Source organism: Klebsiella michiganensis (genome assembly GCF_002925905.1).
GTDB lineage: Bacteria > Pseudomonadota > Gammaproteobacteria > Enterobacterales > Enterobacteriaceae > Klebsiella > Klebsiella michiganensis.
The window spans coordinates 92763-108283 of record NZ_PRDB01000014.1 but is presented as its reverse complement, the minus strand read 5'-3'; the positions used below and the strand labels follow the sequence as shown (position 1 = coordinate 108283).

The 15521-nt window shown below is 50.1% G+C and carries 18 protein-coding genes and 1 pseudogene; 4 read left to right on the top strand and 15 right to left on the bottom strand.

Annotation, left to right across the window (positions count from 1 at the left end; genetic code table 11):
* Positions 1 to 146: 146 nt before the first annotated feature.
* Both CDA56_RS23720 and CDA56_RS23715 read right to left on the bottom strand, forming a co-directional pair.
* Positions 147 to 1262 carry a tyrosine-type recombinase/integrase gene (locus CDA56_RS23720; RefSeq protein WP_104011448.1) on the bottom strand — a complete coding sequence of 372 codons (1116 nt, stop codon included), beginning with the start codon at positions 1260 to 1262 and terminating at the stop codon, positions 147 to 149.
* A gap of 243 nt (positions 1263 to 1505) precedes the next feature.
* Positions 1506 to 1799: a hypothetical protein gene (locus CDA56_RS23715; RefSeq protein WP_104011454.1), complete on the bottom strand. Its 294-nt coding sequence runs from the start codon at positions 1797 to 1799 to the stop codon at positions 1506 to 1508.
* Between the two features lie 218 nt (positions 1800 to 2017).
* Between CDA56_RS23715 and CDA56_RS23710 the strand changes: the two genes are divergently transcribed.
* Positions 2018 to 2443 carry a hypothetical protein gene (locus CDA56_RS23710; RefSeq protein ID WP_104011447.1) on the top strand — a complete coding sequence of 142 codons (426 nt, stop codon included), beginning with the start codon at positions 2018 to 2020 and terminating at the stop codon, positions 2441 to 2443.
* On the opposite strand, the gene CDA56_RS30985 is transcribed toward CDA56_RS23710, so the two are convergent.
* The 9 genes from CDA56_RS30985 to CDA56_RS23675 all read right to left on the bottom strand — a co-directional run bounded on the left by CDA56_RS30985 (position 2438) and on the right by CDA56_RS23675 (position 8910).
* A complete protein-coding gene (locus CDA56_RS30985) occupies positions 2438 to 2602 on the bottom strand; it encodes a hypothetical protein (RefSeq protein ID WP_170064945.1) in 165 nt (54 codons plus the stop codon). The genes CDA56_RS23710 and CDA56_RS30985 overlap by 6 nt on opposite strands.
* A gap of 124 nt (positions 2603 to 2726) precedes the next feature.
* On the bottom strand, positions 2727 to 3356 hold the full coding sequence (locus tag CDA56_RS23705) for a hypothetical protein (protein ID WP_104011446.1): 630 nt from the start codon (positions 3354 to 3356) through the stop codon (positions 2727 to 2729).
* A gap of 171 nt (positions 3357 to 3527) precedes the next feature.
* Positions 3528 to 3899, bottom strand: coding sequence for a hypothetical protein (locus tag CDA56_RS23700; protein WP_104011445.1), 372 nt, complete (start codon positions 3897 to 3899; stop codon positions 3528 to 3530).
* 265 nt (positions 3900 to 4164) lie between these two features.
* A complete protein-coding gene (locus CDA56_RS31515) occupies positions 4165 to 4362 on the bottom strand; it encodes an HGGxSTG domain-containing protein (protein WP_055314401.1) in 198 nt (65 codons plus the stop codon).
* Positions 4363 to 4620: 258 nt separating this feature from the next.
* On the bottom strand, positions 4621 to 7611 hold the full coding sequence (locus CDA56_RS23690) for a phage tail tape measure protein (protein ID WP_104011443.1): 2991 nt from the start codon (positions 7609 to 7611) through the stop codon (positions 4621 to 4623).
* 7 nt (positions 7612 to 7618) lie between these two features.
* Entirely contained in the window at positions 7619 to 7945 is a 327-nt protein-coding gene (locus CDA56_RS23685; RefSeq protein WP_004213174.1) for a hypothetical protein, read from the bottom strand.
* The gene (locus CDA56_RS30980) at positions 7945 to 8115 is read right to left on the bottom strand and encodes a hypothetical protein (protein ID WP_170064944.1); all 171 of its coding nucleotides are present in this window, start codon (positions 8113 to 8115) and stop codon (positions 7945 to 7947) included. The genes CDA56_RS23685 and CDA56_RS30980 overlap by 1 nt, the downstream gene beginning before the upstream one ends.
* Before the next feature lie 172 nt (positions 8116 to 8287).
* Positions 8288 to 8662, bottom strand: coding sequence for a hypothetical protein (locus CDA56_RS23680; RefSeq protein ID WP_087637289.1), 375 nt, complete (start codon positions 8660 to 8662; stop codon positions 8288 to 8290).
* A 98-nt stretch (positions 8663 to 8760) separates the two neighbouring features.
* Complete coding sequence (locus CDA56_RS23675; protein ID WP_370513488.1) at positions 8761 to 8910, bottom strand: PerC family transcriptional regulator; 150 nt, start codon at positions 8908 to 8910, stop codon at positions 8761 to 8763.
* 623 nt (positions 8911 to 9533) lie between these two features.
* On the opposite strand from CDA56_RS23675, the gene CDA56_RS23670 reads away from it, so the two are divergent.
* The 3 genes from CDA56_RS23670 to CDA56_RS23660 are packed head-to-tail and all read left to right on the top strand — an operon-like array spanning position 9534 to position 11349.
* Positions 9534 to 10283, top strand: a complete 750-nt coding sequence (locus CDA56_RS23670; RefSeq protein ID WP_104011442.1) for a TIGR04255 family protein — start codon at positions 9534 to 9536, stop codon at positions 10281 to 10283.
* Complete coding sequence (locus tag CDA56_RS23665) at positions 10276 to 10851, top strand: hypothetical protein (RefSeq protein ID WP_139536107.1); 576 nt, start codon at positions 10276 to 10278, stop codon at positions 10849 to 10851. The genes CDA56_RS23670 and CDA56_RS23665 overlap by 8 nt, the downstream gene beginning before the upstream one ends.
* A gap of 15 nt (positions 10852 to 10866) precedes the next feature.
* Complete coding sequence (locus tag CDA56_RS23660) at positions 10867 to 11349, top strand: hypothetical protein (protein WP_104011440.1); 483 nt, start codon at positions 10867 to 10869, stop codon at positions 11347 to 11349.
* A gap of 9 nt (positions 11350 to 11358) precedes the next feature.
* Here the strand turns inward: CDA56_RS23660 and CDA56_RS23655 are convergent.
* The 4 genes and pseudogenes from CDA56_RS23655 to CDA56_RS23640 form a co-directional block, all read right to left on the bottom strand.
* Positions 11359 to 11682: pseudogene (locus CDA56_RS23655) on the bottom strand (phage portal protein); the annotation flags it as partial.
* Positions 11683 to 11718: 36 nt separating this feature from the next.
* On the bottom strand, positions 11719 to 12162 hold the full coding sequence (locus CDA56_RS23650; RefSeq protein ID WP_104011452.1) for a single-stranded DNA-binding protein: 444 nt from the start codon (positions 12160 to 12162) through the stop codon (positions 11719 to 11721).
* 252 nt (positions 12163 to 12414) lie between these two features.
* The gene (locus CDA56_RS23645) at positions 12415 to 15177 is read right to left on the bottom strand and encodes a TOPRIM and DUF927 domain-containing protein (protein WP_104011439.1); all 2763 of its coding nucleotides are present in this window, start codon (positions 15175 to 15177) and stop codon (positions 12415 to 12417) included.
* Positions 15170 to 15520: a hypothetical protein gene (locus CDA56_RS23640; protein ID WP_104011438.1), complete on the bottom strand. Its 351-nt coding sequence runs from the start codon at positions 15518 to 15520 to the stop codon at positions 15170 to 15172. The genes CDA56_RS23645 and CDA56_RS23640 overlap by 8 nt, the downstream gene beginning before the upstream one ends.
* Between the last annotated feature and the right edge of the window lies 1 nt (position 15521).

Here is a 15521-nt window from a genome sequence, read left to right as displayed (position 1 = left end):
TTAGGTTTTTGATGCTGGCGGATAGCTTATTTGCTTTTCTTGATGTGAAAAGCAAACACCACACCAATGACATTGATTAATATGATTTTTATTTTAGTTATAAACTAATTGTGTACACCCTTGTGTACGTGATTTTGAATGGTGCTTCAACCTTCACGTAAAATACTATCCAGTTTCTGAGCATAGATCAGCAAATGCGTTGGAGACAAATGAGCGTACTTTTTAACCATCTCAATGCTTTCCCATCCTCCCATTTCCTGCAAGGCAGAAAGTGGAACGCCAGCTTGCACAAGCCAGCTTGCCCAAGTGTGCCGGAGGTCGTGAAAACGGAAATCCTCGATTCCCGCTTTTTTTAGCGCGGCGCGCCAGGCGTTATTGTCATCCACCCGCATTTTTCTAACCGCGGGCGTCAGCGTTCCATCCGGTCGATGTTTTGCCGTGGTGTGAACGAACACCCACCGGGAATGTTTTCCCACCTGCCTTTCAAGGATATCGCAAGCACTTTGATTCAAAGCCACACCAATTGCTTGACCAGACTTAGACTCTTCAGATGGAATCCATGCGACCCGACGAGAAATGTCAACCTGCTGCCACTTAAGATTAATGATATTTGAACGTCTAAGCCCTGTTGCAAGAGCAAATTCAACAACTGATTTTAATGGTTCACTACAAGCATTTATAAGTTTTTTGGCCTCGTAAGGTTTCAACCAACGTACGCGAGTATTCTTAACAGGATAAAGACGAATGTAAGGCATTTTTTCGAGCCATTTCCATTCAAGCCATGATTTGCGAAGTAGAGCCTTCATAAATGCAAGGTGCGTGTTCTTTGTCGCCATCGATACGGCTTTTGGAACATACTTTGATGGGGCCAGTGCTGAGGCATTACAAGCCAGATGCTTGGCTCTCCAGTTCTGTTCATACTTCTGATTAATCATTGAGTTAACAGCTTGGTAAATCATATCTACTGTTATTTCATCAAGGTATCTTGTCCCAAAGAATGCCAGCCAGAACATAATCCTTTTTTTGTCATCACATAACGTTTTTTTACCGGATTTCTCTTTCAGCCAGCGTATGCATGCCTTTTCAAAAGTTACACGTGGTATGTATCCAAGCCTTGATGAGCGCCATGACTCGTACTTAACTTTGTCATACAACTCTGAAGCAAGTTTTTTATCGGTTGTCCCCATAGATTTGCGGACTCTCTTACCTTCGGAATTTTTATAGTCGGCGTACCAAATGTTGCCTCTTTGATAAATGCCCATATCCGCCTCGCGATGGTGTGCTGATCTCCTTCTGTAAGTTTGGTAAAAATTTCTCTATATACATGCAATATGTGTTGGTTCGGTTGGTTCAGTTGCCTCAAAACGTAAAGTCCATTGTTTTATTTGGATATTTATCAAAAAAGTGAACCAACACCACCCTATTTTGAACCAACATTTAGCGGGTTGAACCAACATTCACGGTGTTTCAAACAGCAAAATTACACGTTCGGCAGACCATTACCGTTACTGATTCTGCTGGCGCCACTCTTTTACCATATCCTTTGTGACCTCTTTCTTATAGCAGACAGGCGAATATCCTCCCGCTTTGCTCCAGGCGCTGCGGCGGCCGCATGAGCTTCCGTTCCGTGCCGTATTGAATGGGCAAGCACAGGTACCCGGGTAGGATGCTATAGAGTCGTCGATAATTCTTTGCTTAACCTGGTCATCAGTTAACTGGTTCGATTTGGCGATGGCCATATCTGATACGAAGACGAAAGCGGCAGCGAGTATGGAAACAGCGAATAATTTGATGCTCATTTGGCTCTCTCCGAGCAGTAGATGAACATCCAAGGTATACGTTGAAAAACTAGTCAACATTGATCTTTCGCAACGGCATGCAGCGCCCTGTTAGAAAAGGTAGGTAATGCTTGTAGCAGGCAGTCAGCGCGAGGTATAACCAGCCTCTCCACCTCCGTATAACAGCGTTATACAGTGGTATACTGTATGGATAGACAACACTGATATGGTGGACCCTCATGAGCAAATCAAATCTGGTAGCTTTCCGCGTTCCGGCTGAATTGCAGGACGCATTTAATCAGGCTGTAGCGGCGGCAGGCGGTGACAAAACAGCGTGGCTGCTCGATGCCCTGCGCAGCAAACTGAACCAGCCGGAGAGCAACCCACAGCTGCGTATGCTTGAGCTGGTGGAACGAATGGAAGTGGCGGCGGCTGCGCTGGCGGGCGGTAAGCAGGGGATCCCGCCGACTCTGTACAATGAAGCGGCTGTTATCGGGATTGTTGCTGATACCATCCGGGAAGGGTTCGACAATGGCCGCATTATCGCTGAGCGGCTCAATGAGGCCGGTTATCAGACTAAAGCGGGCAAGGCGTGGGATAAGGACATTTACAGCGCCTGGAAGCGTCAGGGCCGCAACGCTGAGAAGTTATCGGCGGCACTATAGCCATGACTCTGTTTTATCTGCGCGGCGGTGGCGCTCTTTAGCCTGCAGCACCTGTGCCACGCCGTTGCGAATGGTGTAAAGAGTGTTGCTGTCCACTCCTTCATCGTTCTGCCGGGCTATCTCGAGCAACGTTAATTCAAGCTTGTGACGGTCTAACATGGAATAGCTCCTGTTCATGGCTTGTAACCGGCTGATTTTAGCTAATTCAGTTAGAGAGCCAGAATTAACCTTGCCGTAGTCTTGCTGTGCTCATGGGGTAGGCATTAGGGTAATATTAGTGCGCTCATGGGGTAGCCTTTTTCGATGCCCGTTCAAATGAACGCATTGACGCTTCAGCTTTGCGCATCACCCGGGCAAACCCTTGTGCGTCCCTAGGTTCTTTCAACCGCCAGTAAGCTGATTCAGTCTTTAGCAGGCGAGAGCGCTTTTTCTCGAAGGTATCCCATCTCATGCCAGCAGGCTTCGGAAACTTAAGCGGGCTATTTAGTAGGCTGCCCGAGGGTGGGTAATCATCCCCCCATAGATCATGCCTCTGCTTCCACACACTGCGCCGTAAGCGAGCGATCTCATCTTCACTCTGGCTGGCATAGTGAAGGCTCCAGCATTTACGACACCCTATATCCTTCCGGCCAATAAATAATTTCGCAACCCGGCCACCACAATGCGGGCAAATGTACCATCGCCGGTAGCCAAAACCTGCCCGGGTGATCGTGATGCCAATAAACCGCATTACTCCGTTGATTGTCGCGCTGTAGCCACCAGAGACCATCGAGAAGTACACCCTTCCGCTCTCGGTATCACAAAAAATCTGTGTTTTCGGGCTCGAATCCACCAGCTTTCTTTGCATACCTGCCAGAAACTGGAGGTTAATCCGTGGTAGCGCAGAGGTATAAACCCGCGTCTGCTCTCTCATTGGCTCAGATCTTCGCTAAAAAAATCCGCAAATGAATACGAAATTATATGAGTTGTGCACAATTGGTTACTGCGAATACGGCCTAATAATCGTCGCTAGAACCTTAACAATTGTTAACCACTCATGGGGTAAGCAACTGCTGCGCATGTATCGGTTTCGTTTTCTCCGCAATCAGCGTTTTGATAATTCTCGCAGGAAAGCTGCCTCCATCTGCGGTTTTGCATCAGCAACACCATGCTGCAAAAACTCTTTCCTGGCCCTGGGCAGGGTGAACTTCTGCGGGATAGTCGGATCTGCGACATAGATTGCGTAATTCGCTGAATATCCGATGCGGCCAGTGATGCGCGTCCCGTTAGTAATAACCTCTTTAAACTGCGAGTTAATCAGCGTGCTGGTGTCAACTGGCGTATAGATTGCGGCTACGAGTCCGGCCTCATGCAAAGCGGCTGTCATTGCGCGAGGTAAGCGCCGCCCGGTAATGTCCCTCACTAGCGCATTCATGTTGCGCCGAATGTTGTTCATGCCCCTGCCTTTAATACCCATATTCGCTATCCCGATTATCGCTCTTCGCTATAATTAAGCCTAATCATTAACTTACATCGCCACGCGCAGAACACACTTAAACAAGTACGCACTGAAAAAACCTTCATTTTGCTGCGTACCGTGTTGCGTACTACGAACCTAAAAACTTTGACGGCTCAGGTCTCATTGTTGTTATTAGCCCGCTACTGGCGCGGGTTTCAGAATGACCGCGTTTTAAATCCGTCAAGAACAGTCCAATATTTTAAAGCCGTTTTCGGTGCAAACCTCAATGCGAACCAGCACCTTGGCTGGTGGCCTGCCGCTTTCTCTCCAGCCAGCGGCGGAATCCCTCTAACTGCCGCGCCTTTCCTTCTGGCGTCTTTGCGCCGGTGCTCATGCCGCCGTGTAACTTGCAGCGCCCAGAAGCGTAGAGCGCCGTCATTTTGCACGGCGTCCCTTTCCTCGTCGTCGCGCCGCACGTCATATCCCTGCAGGCTTCCGGGAAAGGTGTTCCGCCGCCGATATCATCAGCCCACGCACGGTATAGTTTTCGCTTTTCGTCGTTCGTCACTGGATCGCCTTTCGATGTCAACTTTTGTCACCCTCTCATGGGGTAGGTTGTTTACTGGCTGCGTTTACACTAAAAAAAGTTCTTATTTCTGACGTGTGAAAATGCTCTTAAACTGGCAGTCCTGTAAAGCATGAGGGAGAGGGTTTACCTCCCCCCCCCCCTTAGGGCACATTAAAAGGCGCCCCTTGCCTGCCGTCTAAGCCCGTGCGCATCTGCGATCGCTGTGGACATTGGGCCGCCGGTATCCACGTCATTGAGAAATCCAGTAACTGTTACCACGTCACCTTGCTGGAAAGCTTCAGTGCCCGTGATGTTGTGCTGACTGCCGGTTGTCTGATCTATCAGCTGGATATTTACCTGTATCGACCGTTTAGAGCTATCTCCCGATTGACTGGATGATGCTGATGAAGTTGTTAGGTATTCTTTACCCGTAGACGCCTTCTGGATAGTCGGAGAACTGCCGGTAACATCCTTATTGCTGAACACTCTGCCTCGATCACCAGGAATCATAATTAACCCGTTTTTGGTCTGCAGGAGTTCAGGCATATTCCCTTCGCCAACCTGATACGCCCCACCAGCGCCTACCGTACCGCCATTTTTGCGTTTGCCGGCCAAAGCGGCACCGATGGCGAACGCTGCTACCATGCCAGCAATACCGGCAATAGCAGCACCGCCAAAAGTAGCTACAGATGCGGCGGCAGCGGCAGGGGCCCAGGCTGCGGCTGTTTGAACGCCAGCCTTTTGAGATGACCTTGATGTCATTTCATCGGCGACCATCGCCATCGCAGCATTTTTCAGATACTGGATTCCCACCTCTACCAACGCCTGAACAACACTATTTGCGATCGCGCTCCCTAGATTTCTGAACGCTTCCGAAGCGCTTTGTGTTCCATCAATCAGGCCTGTCAACGAGTTAGCCGCCTGACTGGCGAACCCATCAACCGCCGAGGCCATCAACTCATTTGTTGTGCTTTGATTGCGGAATATCTCCCACTGCGCGGCTATTCTCGCCTGCTCATATTGCGTATTAGCTGCGTTCATCAACGCAAGACCGTTAGCTGTGAGCGCCCCTTTTTGGGTTTCAAACTGCTGGATAAGCGCCAGCTCCTGGGCGTGCTGGTTGGCAAGCCGCTGTACCGGATCAACTTCCCCCTGGGCCTGCTGCTGGGGTGTCACAACCTGCCCGGCTCGAATTTTCGCCAGATTAACCTGGTGCTGCTGCTCTAATTGCTCAGAAGCCTGGTTGTATTGCTTCTGCGAGATAATCAAATTTCCCTGTGCGTCTTTGGCGCCCTTAATCATCTCAAGCTGCGATTTCTGGGCTGTGTAGTCCGCGTTCTCTTTAAGCTCAGGTACGGCATTGCGTGCCTTCAATGCTGCCGTAGTATCCCAAACGGCGGCAGCGTAAGCTCTGGCCTGCTGTATCTGATCGGCTGAGGCTGATTTACCAAGGGATTGTTCGGCGCGCAGCATCGCTGATTCGCGGCTAAGCTCCTGGGTTGAACCGGCGGCTAACTCTGCCTGCTGCTTCAAATTCGCCAGCTTCTGGGCGATAGACTCCGCGGCTGTCGCTCCAGCAGTCTGCTGAGACTTGAGATCCTTCTGAGCCTGGGTGTTACGGTAAGTTGCGGCCGCCTCATCTTTCATGCGGGTTACGCGAGGGTCGTTTTTGTCAAACCCGGCATCCTCCGCAGCAAACTGAGCCTGAAGCCGTGCACGAGCCTCCCCCTGCAATTTTGACAGTTTCAGACTGCGCTCAGATTGTTTGATGAGGTTCTTCTGTCCAGACGTTGAATTATCCATTTCATCTTTGAGGGATTTATAATTTCCCTTAGCAGTTGCCGACTCTTTGGATAATAAAACGAGCTTTCCGATAAATTCCGTTAAAGCAGGAGTGGCTGTATCAGTTGACTCTCTGGTTTTCTGAAGTTCCGTCGCCAATCGCTGTAGTGCTTCCGGGGATGGATTTTTTGCGATGTCAGAAAGCTGCTTGCTGAGCTCAAAAGCTTTCTGTTCTGTAATACCGAATTTTCCCGCTACCGCTCCGACTGTATTGCCGATGCTGTTCGCCGTTGCCTGAAAAACCTGCCCAGCTCCATACGCCTGACTAATTGCCTCAGAGTAGTTATCCGTGGTGATTTCGAGTGCTGAAAGACGATCATTGAACCCTTCGACAGAAGCAAAGCCGCCGGCGAATGCTGATATGGCCTTATCGCCAAACGAAAGCAGAGAGCTTGAAGCATCACTGATAGCTTTAGGTATTTTGTTAATAGCCTCGTTATATTCCAGTAGAGCCTGATTTCGCATCAACGTTGCGACTTCGGCGTTAGTTTTCGCCAGATAAGCATATTTGTCGGAAAGTGCGGCCACGCCATTTTGCGAAATGGTGATCACCTTATCCATCGTTTCGGCAGCATCTTTCAGTGAATCAATGGCGTTTTTTCCGCCATTAAGCGACGTAATCAGCGCGCCAGCGACAACCGAGCTAAGGGCAATCACAGCCCCAACCACTGCGCCGCCCGCACCAAATGCGCCAGCTAATTGCGATCCCTGCTGGGCAAAAGCAACCAAAGCCGACTGCCCACCTTGCACCTGAATGATAAAATCCTGAACCTGATAACCAGCCTGCTGCATGCTGTTTTTCCAGGAGCCGTGACTTTTCGCCCCGGTATCGACGCCAGTCTTCATGTCGTAGAGACGACCAGTCAATTCGCCAATCTTCTGCTTTTCTTCATCAGTGGCTTTCGAGCCGGCACGCAACTGCGCCGCTAGCACAGCAGCACTACGGGCGCCATTTTCCTGCGCCTCATCCAGGATGGCCAACTGGTTGCCAAGACTCTCAAGTATTGCTTCCGCTCTGGTGAATTCCGAACCTACACCCGCGGTACTCGTCCCGGCACCTTGCATGGCCCTGGTGATCGCGTTCACATTGGTGTTGAGCGATTTTAGAGAGCCATCCATTGAGCGGGCGTAGCCAGCAAGTTCATTAAATGAGGTTCCGGCACTCGATGCGGACGAGCTCAAATTATCGAAGGCTTTACTGCCATTTTTCGAATCAGCCGAAAGAGCATCAAGAGTGCTCTGCACCTTGTCCATCCCCTTGAGGAACGGTAAGACATCAGCGTCAATTTCAATGTAATAATTGCCAAAATTATTACTCATACGCACCTCAGTGTACTGTCGTGGAAGACTGTTTTTTTAAAGCCTTAGTCGTCATGAAGGTAATGACGTAAGCACCATGCTCAGTCAGACGATACTCCGGGCCATCGAGTGAAATTAACCGCAGTAACATTTGATATGCCTCACGTTCAAATGTCGCCCCGTATTGGTTTTTGGCTGCTGAAACTGAGTTATCCACCAGCCCCGCGGCTAAAAGGTGCGTTTCAACATTGCCGCTGACGCCATCAACGGTAATGACATTATCTCCTGTTTCCCGGCGCAGATCGCGGATGTAGGTTTCAGCGATAGCCTCGGCCAGTCGTTGTAGTTGTTCCATTACGCCTCCATTTGTGTGCTTAAAGCGCGATCCATCAACTGACGCGCGATAACGTGGATGGTGGGAGCAATGCCCAGCGGTGATTTCTTCCGTTCATTTTCCTGCAGCGTCCGGAGTTTCTCGATCTGCTCCAAGCTGAGAAGAACGGGTTTTACGGATGGTGTTGCCATTGCGTACCTCCTGATATTTATACAGTGATTATACTTGCAATTTTATCAACACTCATCAAATACATTGCAAAAAATGAAACAACAACTTTGTGGTTACGATCACTTTTATTGATGCATAGGCATAAAAAAACCCCGTAGGTACGGGGCTTAATCAACTATTCGCTTTGTTATCTTACTTACAGTATTTATTGTACAGAATGTCATATTCTGCCATTTCTGTATCAGAGAGTAGGGCCGCAAGATCACCTACATAAGAAACTCCGTTTGTTTTTATGACATGACCTCTAAACTTGAAATCATAGGTTTTCGTGTCGCGTACCATGCTCCCCTCCCCGCAAACCCAGCCACTTAACACTTCGCTTGAGTTTTGGTGGTCCGGTTTGAAAGCAAGATTCTTATAAATAAACGGAGGGTGATCACCCTCATTCATTTCGGATTTAAACATCTTTATCGCGGTATCAGCCCCATCAGTTATGATTGTTTTGCTGCTTTCATCGCATCCAGCAATTAAAAACAGCAATGCAAAACATGCCAGCGCCTTTCTCATATCCCTATCCCCCAAAGTAAAGATGAATGTAGCCTACCAGTGTTTGATCGAACGGGAAACCACCACCGCAAGCCGGCTTAAAGCTCAATTTTCACTGTTTAAATAGCCTTCCCCTTTAACCTGAACGCCTCGCCATTCGGCTGCGCTATCCCCATGCGGCGCTGGGTCTCCTTCGCAGCTTTGTGAAGGCCGCTGAAATCTTCGGCGCGGGCTGGTGGGTGTTTACCACAGCTCGTTCTCAACGACAATTTTCGAGCGCTATCAGTCCTTATAGGCAGAACTCATCAAGATTGCCTATCTATAGGCATAACACACCATTCCTGCCATACATAGCCAGAACACACCGTTTCTGCCTATAAATAAAATATGGGCATTTTCATGGGGCGGTTTGATTCTACATGTAATGCTCAAACTGCTACGCAGCAACGGCGACCAGCATGAACAGAACTACGAGGGCAACACCCAGCCCCTGCGCCCTCGTATAGAGTGCCTCTCCAGCAGAAAGACCAATTAACACCAGTATGACTGGTCAAGCGTCAGGTAGGCCACATTCAGATAACCTTGTATCATGCCCCCTAGCTCGCATTCAGGTTGCCAAAAGCCTCTCCACTGACCCCATTATCCGCCTTTCCATCCATTTCTTGCGGGCTTTTTCGTCTCTAATGCAGGTGCATGAAAACCACTACACGAAGCGGGCAGGCGTTGCGGGGATACGAGCGCGCAACGACTCCTTATCTACCATGAGTTAACGACAGGACAGAATTATTCTAAAATAATATAAACTTGCAAAGTTAGTTGGTGTACTATCATTTTCACGATAAACACATTTTTACAGGGCATGTGAATTGCTCATACTGACTCAAGGATACATATGGTTAAGTTAATCCCTGAAAGGCTTAAAGAAAATGCTCTTGTTAATGTTCTGTTTGAGATTAGGTTTTCATCAGAAAACAATACATTTTCTAACATTATGCCTGGGATATTATTTACTGAGCTGAGTTTAAAGAATTCCTTTCGGACCCCTCATTTTGAAATGCCTGAAATAATTAGGCAACAGAACGCAGATTTCAAATACCTTCCATTAGTTGGTTTTATATGGGGGGATTATAATATTTTGCTAGGAGATAATGTGCTGTTGCTTTCAGTTAACAGTCGGTATCCTGGTTGGGAGACGTTCAAAAAGCACATATGCATTTTGATGAACATTGTAAAAAAACACGATTTAATAAGTGTTGTAGAGCGTTTTTCTCTTAAATACGTTGATATAATTGAATATCCTTCCGCTGAAAATATCGGCGAACAATTAAATATGTGTATTAGCTTAGGTGATGAAAACTATCTCGACCCTTACCTACACCTCAGAAGTGAGAAGCACGAAGGGGACGTAGTAATTATCATTCAGCTAGCTGGCAATGCTCGAGCAGAAGGACCAGCAATAAAAACAAGAGAAGGTTTTATGATTGATATTGACTGTATAATAAACAAGCGAAATCTAACTTTTGAGAATGTTATACAAAATTTTGAAAGCGAGCTTGACTCATTACATCATAAAAATAAAACTGTTTTCTTTAACTTCCTAACTGATAAAGCCTTAGCTAACTTAGGAGCCGTATATGAGTGACGTTTTAACTATTACAATATCAAACGGAATTAGCTCATCTAACTCTGCAGGGGTTGTTTTTGGCAATACGATGCAACTCAGCAAAGACCGTAATATAAGCTACCGTAAGAAGGCAGAAACTGTTTTAAGCAAGCAATATAATTCTAAAGGTGAAGGTGAGGTTTATTCCATTTTAGAACGATTTACTACGGAAGCATTAAGGTCATTTATTGATCGTAAAAGGAGTGATATACTAAAATACAGCGAAATATTCAATCTATTTGAAAAGCTCAAAGATGTCAATACGTTAGGTGCGGAAGAAATAGACCGACAGACTTTACGCTCCGCTGACTTCTTTATGAGGAATTATGTGGCAGCCTTTGGTTTGACTGCGCCAAAAATAAAAATTTTTGATGATGGTGAGCTTTCATTTTTTTGGAACGATAAGTCATGTGCTGTAGACTTAACAGTAGAACCAGATGAGACTTATTCTTTTTATGCTAAAAATAAAAATGAGAGGAAAGGTATAAAAGGTAATTATAATATTAGTATTACCCCTCCAGAACAATTACTGTCAATGCTTAAGTGATTAAAGGTCGTGAGCATGGTATATAATTTTGAAGGTAGTGATAAAATATGTCGCGTTGTTTTCTCACCAGAGGATGTTAGTTCGAGTGGTGAGTTTGAGAAATCATCTGTAAAAAGATCGGATTTGCAAGGAAAGGGATTTAGCGTCGACTTGAAAAAATTGCTTGATATACAGGAGTTGATGGCAAGGGTATCAAAACAGCAGGCTAACGTCCCTGATAAGAGGAAAGATATTTTTATTGGAGTATTCTTGCTTGAAAAGCTTATGGGAATAGTTGACGACGATAATGAAGATGTTATGTTTGAAATTATCTATGATCCAGTAAAAGATGATGAAACCGGGGAGATTATAAATCCAGCGCATTGTTTGATCTTATGTTGTAAGAAAGCTGAAAATAGGCCTCATTATAACGAGGCCCGATTAAAATTAAATGAATTAATGTCAAGCCTACAGCATATGAGCCAGTTTGTTGTAAAGTGTTTTCCTGGGGCAATTTAACATGGCGAGCTAATTCTCTTCCAAGGTATAGAGTTGGAATCTAATGACTTCGTCACTTAGCCAATCATTTAATTCTTCGAACCTTTTTTGCAAAGGGATTAATTCATTGCGAACAAACACGCGACTGGCCTTTTCCACATCACCGAAACCGCCAGTGTTGTTCGGGATAATCCCCATCATCTGCGGCGGTACGCGGTGTGCTGCCATCATGTCATCGCGGGTCGCATTCTTGATGTTCAGAAACTCATATTTCGCCGCGACCTCCGACAGCGGGATGATCTGGATGCCGTCCTTTTTACCGTTAGGCGAATACATAAACAGGTTGCGGAAGTCAGGAAGCACCCAAGCACCTAGCATTCAATTTACTATCTAAAAATCATCGTCATACGGCGTGGTCTGGTTGAATCCTTCATACCCGGTAGTGGGTGGTTGTTGCTCATGGGCACGGCGCAGGGCATCCGTAGCTTGACCCTGTTGCCCTGCTTTACCTCCTGGGCGTACCGTTCTGGCACTGAGCACACTGTCCGCAATAACCTGATAACCTTGCTGCATACCGCCATCCTGACCAGTCCACTGATTGAGCTGCATATTGCCCGCCACGCTGACAAGGTCACCTTTCTGGTGTTTGGCCAGCGCATCGGCCTGCTTCCCAAAGGCAATGACGCCCAGCCAGAAGGTAGCCTGCCCGTCCGCTGCGGCATTGCACGGCAGCGATACCGCCAGCCGGGCCATAGCCATGCTCGTACCTTTTCCCGTTGTCCGGGTCTCAGGGTCGGCCACCAGCCGCCCGTATGCTGAAATTTGTGCTGTCATGCTCACCTCTCTCTCGGCCAGTCTCTGTTTTTTTTCTGATAATAAACAGAAATAGTGTTGGTTCAGTTGGTTCAGTTGGTTCACCGCCTGCCAGGGAAAAAACTCTACGCGCTGGCGTTGGTTCAAAATAGGCATTTGTTGGTTCAGTGTTGGTTCAGATTCATAATTAAAATTCTTATAAAACAGTAACCTTTAATTACTGAACCAACTGAACTGACTGAACCAACACTTTTTACTCGTATGTGAGAAATACTATTCCTCTGGCTGGTTGTAGTCCTCCGGCAGGTAGTTGAGGACGTAAACGTTGATCTGCCTCCCCTGGATACGTGGAGACTTGCGCTGATATCCGCGTCCGCTGCTCGGCGGCGTCAGCATTCCCGCTCTTTTCAGTACTTCGGCAAACTGCTTGTGATTAAAGCCCGCGGCGATTTCCTTCTCGAACGTTGCCGGGAACGTATAGAACGATATCGGGCTCTCGTCGTGTTCCCCCTGGCGCCGCCGGTAGCCGGCCAGTTCTTTTATTGGCAGGTCGGCCGGGCTGTAAGGGAACGGCGCAAACCGGCTCAGGCCGTAGGCGTTAAGAAACGCCTCCGTTTGCTCGATGATCTGCTGATGCTCTTTGTTGCCGGTGCCGAACTCCCGCAGCCAGGCGTTATAGCTGTGCTGTACCGCATCCCGGCAGGTCTGTGCATCCCAGCCGGTGATGCCGGCGCTCAGCAGCAACGCCGCCTCCAGAATAGCGAACCTGGCGGCTACGCGATGTACCTGCTCGCCGTAGTCTGCAGGTATCAGGCTGCGCCAGCGGGCCTCACACCCCCGGACAGCTTCTGTAGCCTGCTGCTGGTGGTCGGCCAGCCACTTAATCCACTGCCGCCCAGCGGCGCCGTGGTGGTGCTGGTATGCCTCCTTCAGCGCATCCGCGTGCTGCTTGCCGTTCTGCTGCTCGTGGAAGTGAACCGCCTTACTCAGCGGGATATTCAGCAGCCGCACCAGCTGCCCGGCTTTGGTCCTGCGTCCGGCGCCCGCGATGAAGGTTTCCAAATCCATCTCGCCGGTGCTGATTGCCACGGTGCGCCAGCGCTTTAAGTCCCGGTTGCCGCCCTCCTTCGCACCCTGCAGCTTCCCAACCCCGTTAAAAAGCGCATAGGCAGACTGCGACACGCTTACCGGGTCGGATCCCTGGCCGACCTCATCCAGCGGCATCAGGCCGTCATTGTGTGCGGCGGCTTCATTCGCCAGCCCCAGCGCCGTGCCGTACCACGTCAGGCGCAGTAAATCCGGGTTGCCATACAGGCTGCTGGCCACGTTCGCCGTGGTGGTCTTGCCCGCGCTCGACTGCTCATAGAAGTGGATCCCGAAGCCATCGGCGCCCGCCAGGCCAATCAGCGGCGCCGCCAGCGCTGCGGCGGTCGCAGTCATCATGGAGTAGTTACCGGCTACCAGGTGCGCCACGCTGCCGCGCCAGTCCTCAGCGGTGCCTTTGACGGTGTAGCCGGCCGCCGCCGAGCTGCGGCCGTTGAACAGCACAGGATGTTCCGGCGTTCCGATAACCTCGCCGTCCGGCATGATGTATGCCCCGCACTGCCAGCCCGTCGCGTGGGCAACGCGCCACAGCTCCCGCGCGCCGCTGCGCTGTAGCCAGTCGGCCAGGATCGCGCGCAGGCTGCTTTTGGTGGTGACGTTAATCCCGCCTGCCTTCAGGGTGCGCCAGCCTTCACGCTCGCCAATATCAGCCAGGGGGATTGCGGCCGTCGTCAGCGCGCTGACACCGAATGCCTGCCAGCGGATAATCAGGTACTGGTCTTTATCATCCCGGCCGGTGCCCACCACTTCCAGCGGCGAACACAACCACGCTTCCTGGTTGATAACCTCCCCGCTGTCCTTGTCCACTTTCGGTGTTACCCAAAAAACGCCGTCTGCGCGGCTCTCAACATGCGGCTTAAGCGGGTCTTTCTCTGGCTGGCCGGACTTTCCGCCCTCAATGGCCTGTAACTGCGGTTTCACGCTGCCCCCCTGCGGTTGATACATCGAATGGTTAAAGGCTGCTGTAGCGGCTGCCAGCCCGTGCTGCTGGTGGTAGTCGTTCCAGTCGGCCTTATAGTCTGTCGGTGGCACGGATACATAACCATCCACGGATAAGGCCGCTTTCTCGGCACGCTCTGTGCCGGTGTTGGGCTTGTCGTCTAATCTGTCGTTATCGGCGGCAATGACGATCTGTGCCAGCGGGTACTTTCGGCGCATCACTTCCGCGACGGGCAGCAGGTTGCCCGCGTCTATTCCTGCTACTGTCAGAGCATCAGGGCAAATTAAGTGACACGTTAGAGCAGTAGCCAACCCCTCAGCAATTAACACGGTCTGCGGGTCATCTGGCGTGTTCACGGCGTGATATGCGCCGCGCTTTGCAGAGCCGGCCACCAGCCGCTTCACCCCTTCAGGCGTAATGGTCTGCGCTGCCACGACTGCGCCAGCCTCATCTACCAGGGTCAGCAAAATTGAACCATCGGAAAGAATGGGGAAGGTGAAGCCGTTCAGCCCCTTATCAGTCAGGTATTCAGATTCGCCCTGAGTGGCGCACTGCCGCCTCTCATCGTACAGACGGGAAAACGTAGCCCGGCGCTGCTGTGCGTCCACTACCGCCCGCTGCAGGCGCTCCTGCTCCAGTTGTGTACGCTCGGCTTCCAGCTGCTCCCGCCTCTGGCTGGCGGTGGCGTCGTCCTGTACTGCTGCCCGGTAATCAATACCCAGCACATCAGCCGCCAGTCGCGCGGCCTCTGAGGTATCGCATTTGTTCACCTTTCGAATTAGGTCAAGGCCGTCACCGGCGCCGCACTGGTTGCAGATAAAGCTGCCGCGGCCCCCATCATCGAAACGGAAGCGATCCGAACCGCCACAGGACGGGCACGGCCCATGCCTGCGCGGTGAATCCGGCACATTGATATGCAGGCCCGCCAGCACCGAAGGCCAGCGGCCAGCGGCGGCATGAGTCACTTCGCGAATGAGGTCGATATTACGCATTCTCACCCCCGTGATTGCCTGCCACGGTTGCGCCCATATCGTTAACCATGCTTTGCCATATCTCACGACCGCGCCCGGTCAGACCGGTAGCGGTGACGCAGCGGCTAAGCAGCTCGATCCCTACGCTTTCCCACTGCGGGTAATGTTCTTTCAGCGCCTCCAGCGCGTAGCCGTCGATGAGGTCGCGGACGCCTTTCACGCCACCAGCAATCTCTACGCGCACAAGCTCGCCACCCGCATCAATCATGAAGTAGTCGCCGTGGCTGGTGGCGGTGATATGGTTATACAGCGCCGCTGCGTACTGGTTCGCCAGCGCATTAAGCAGGAAGTTCTTAGTAATCATC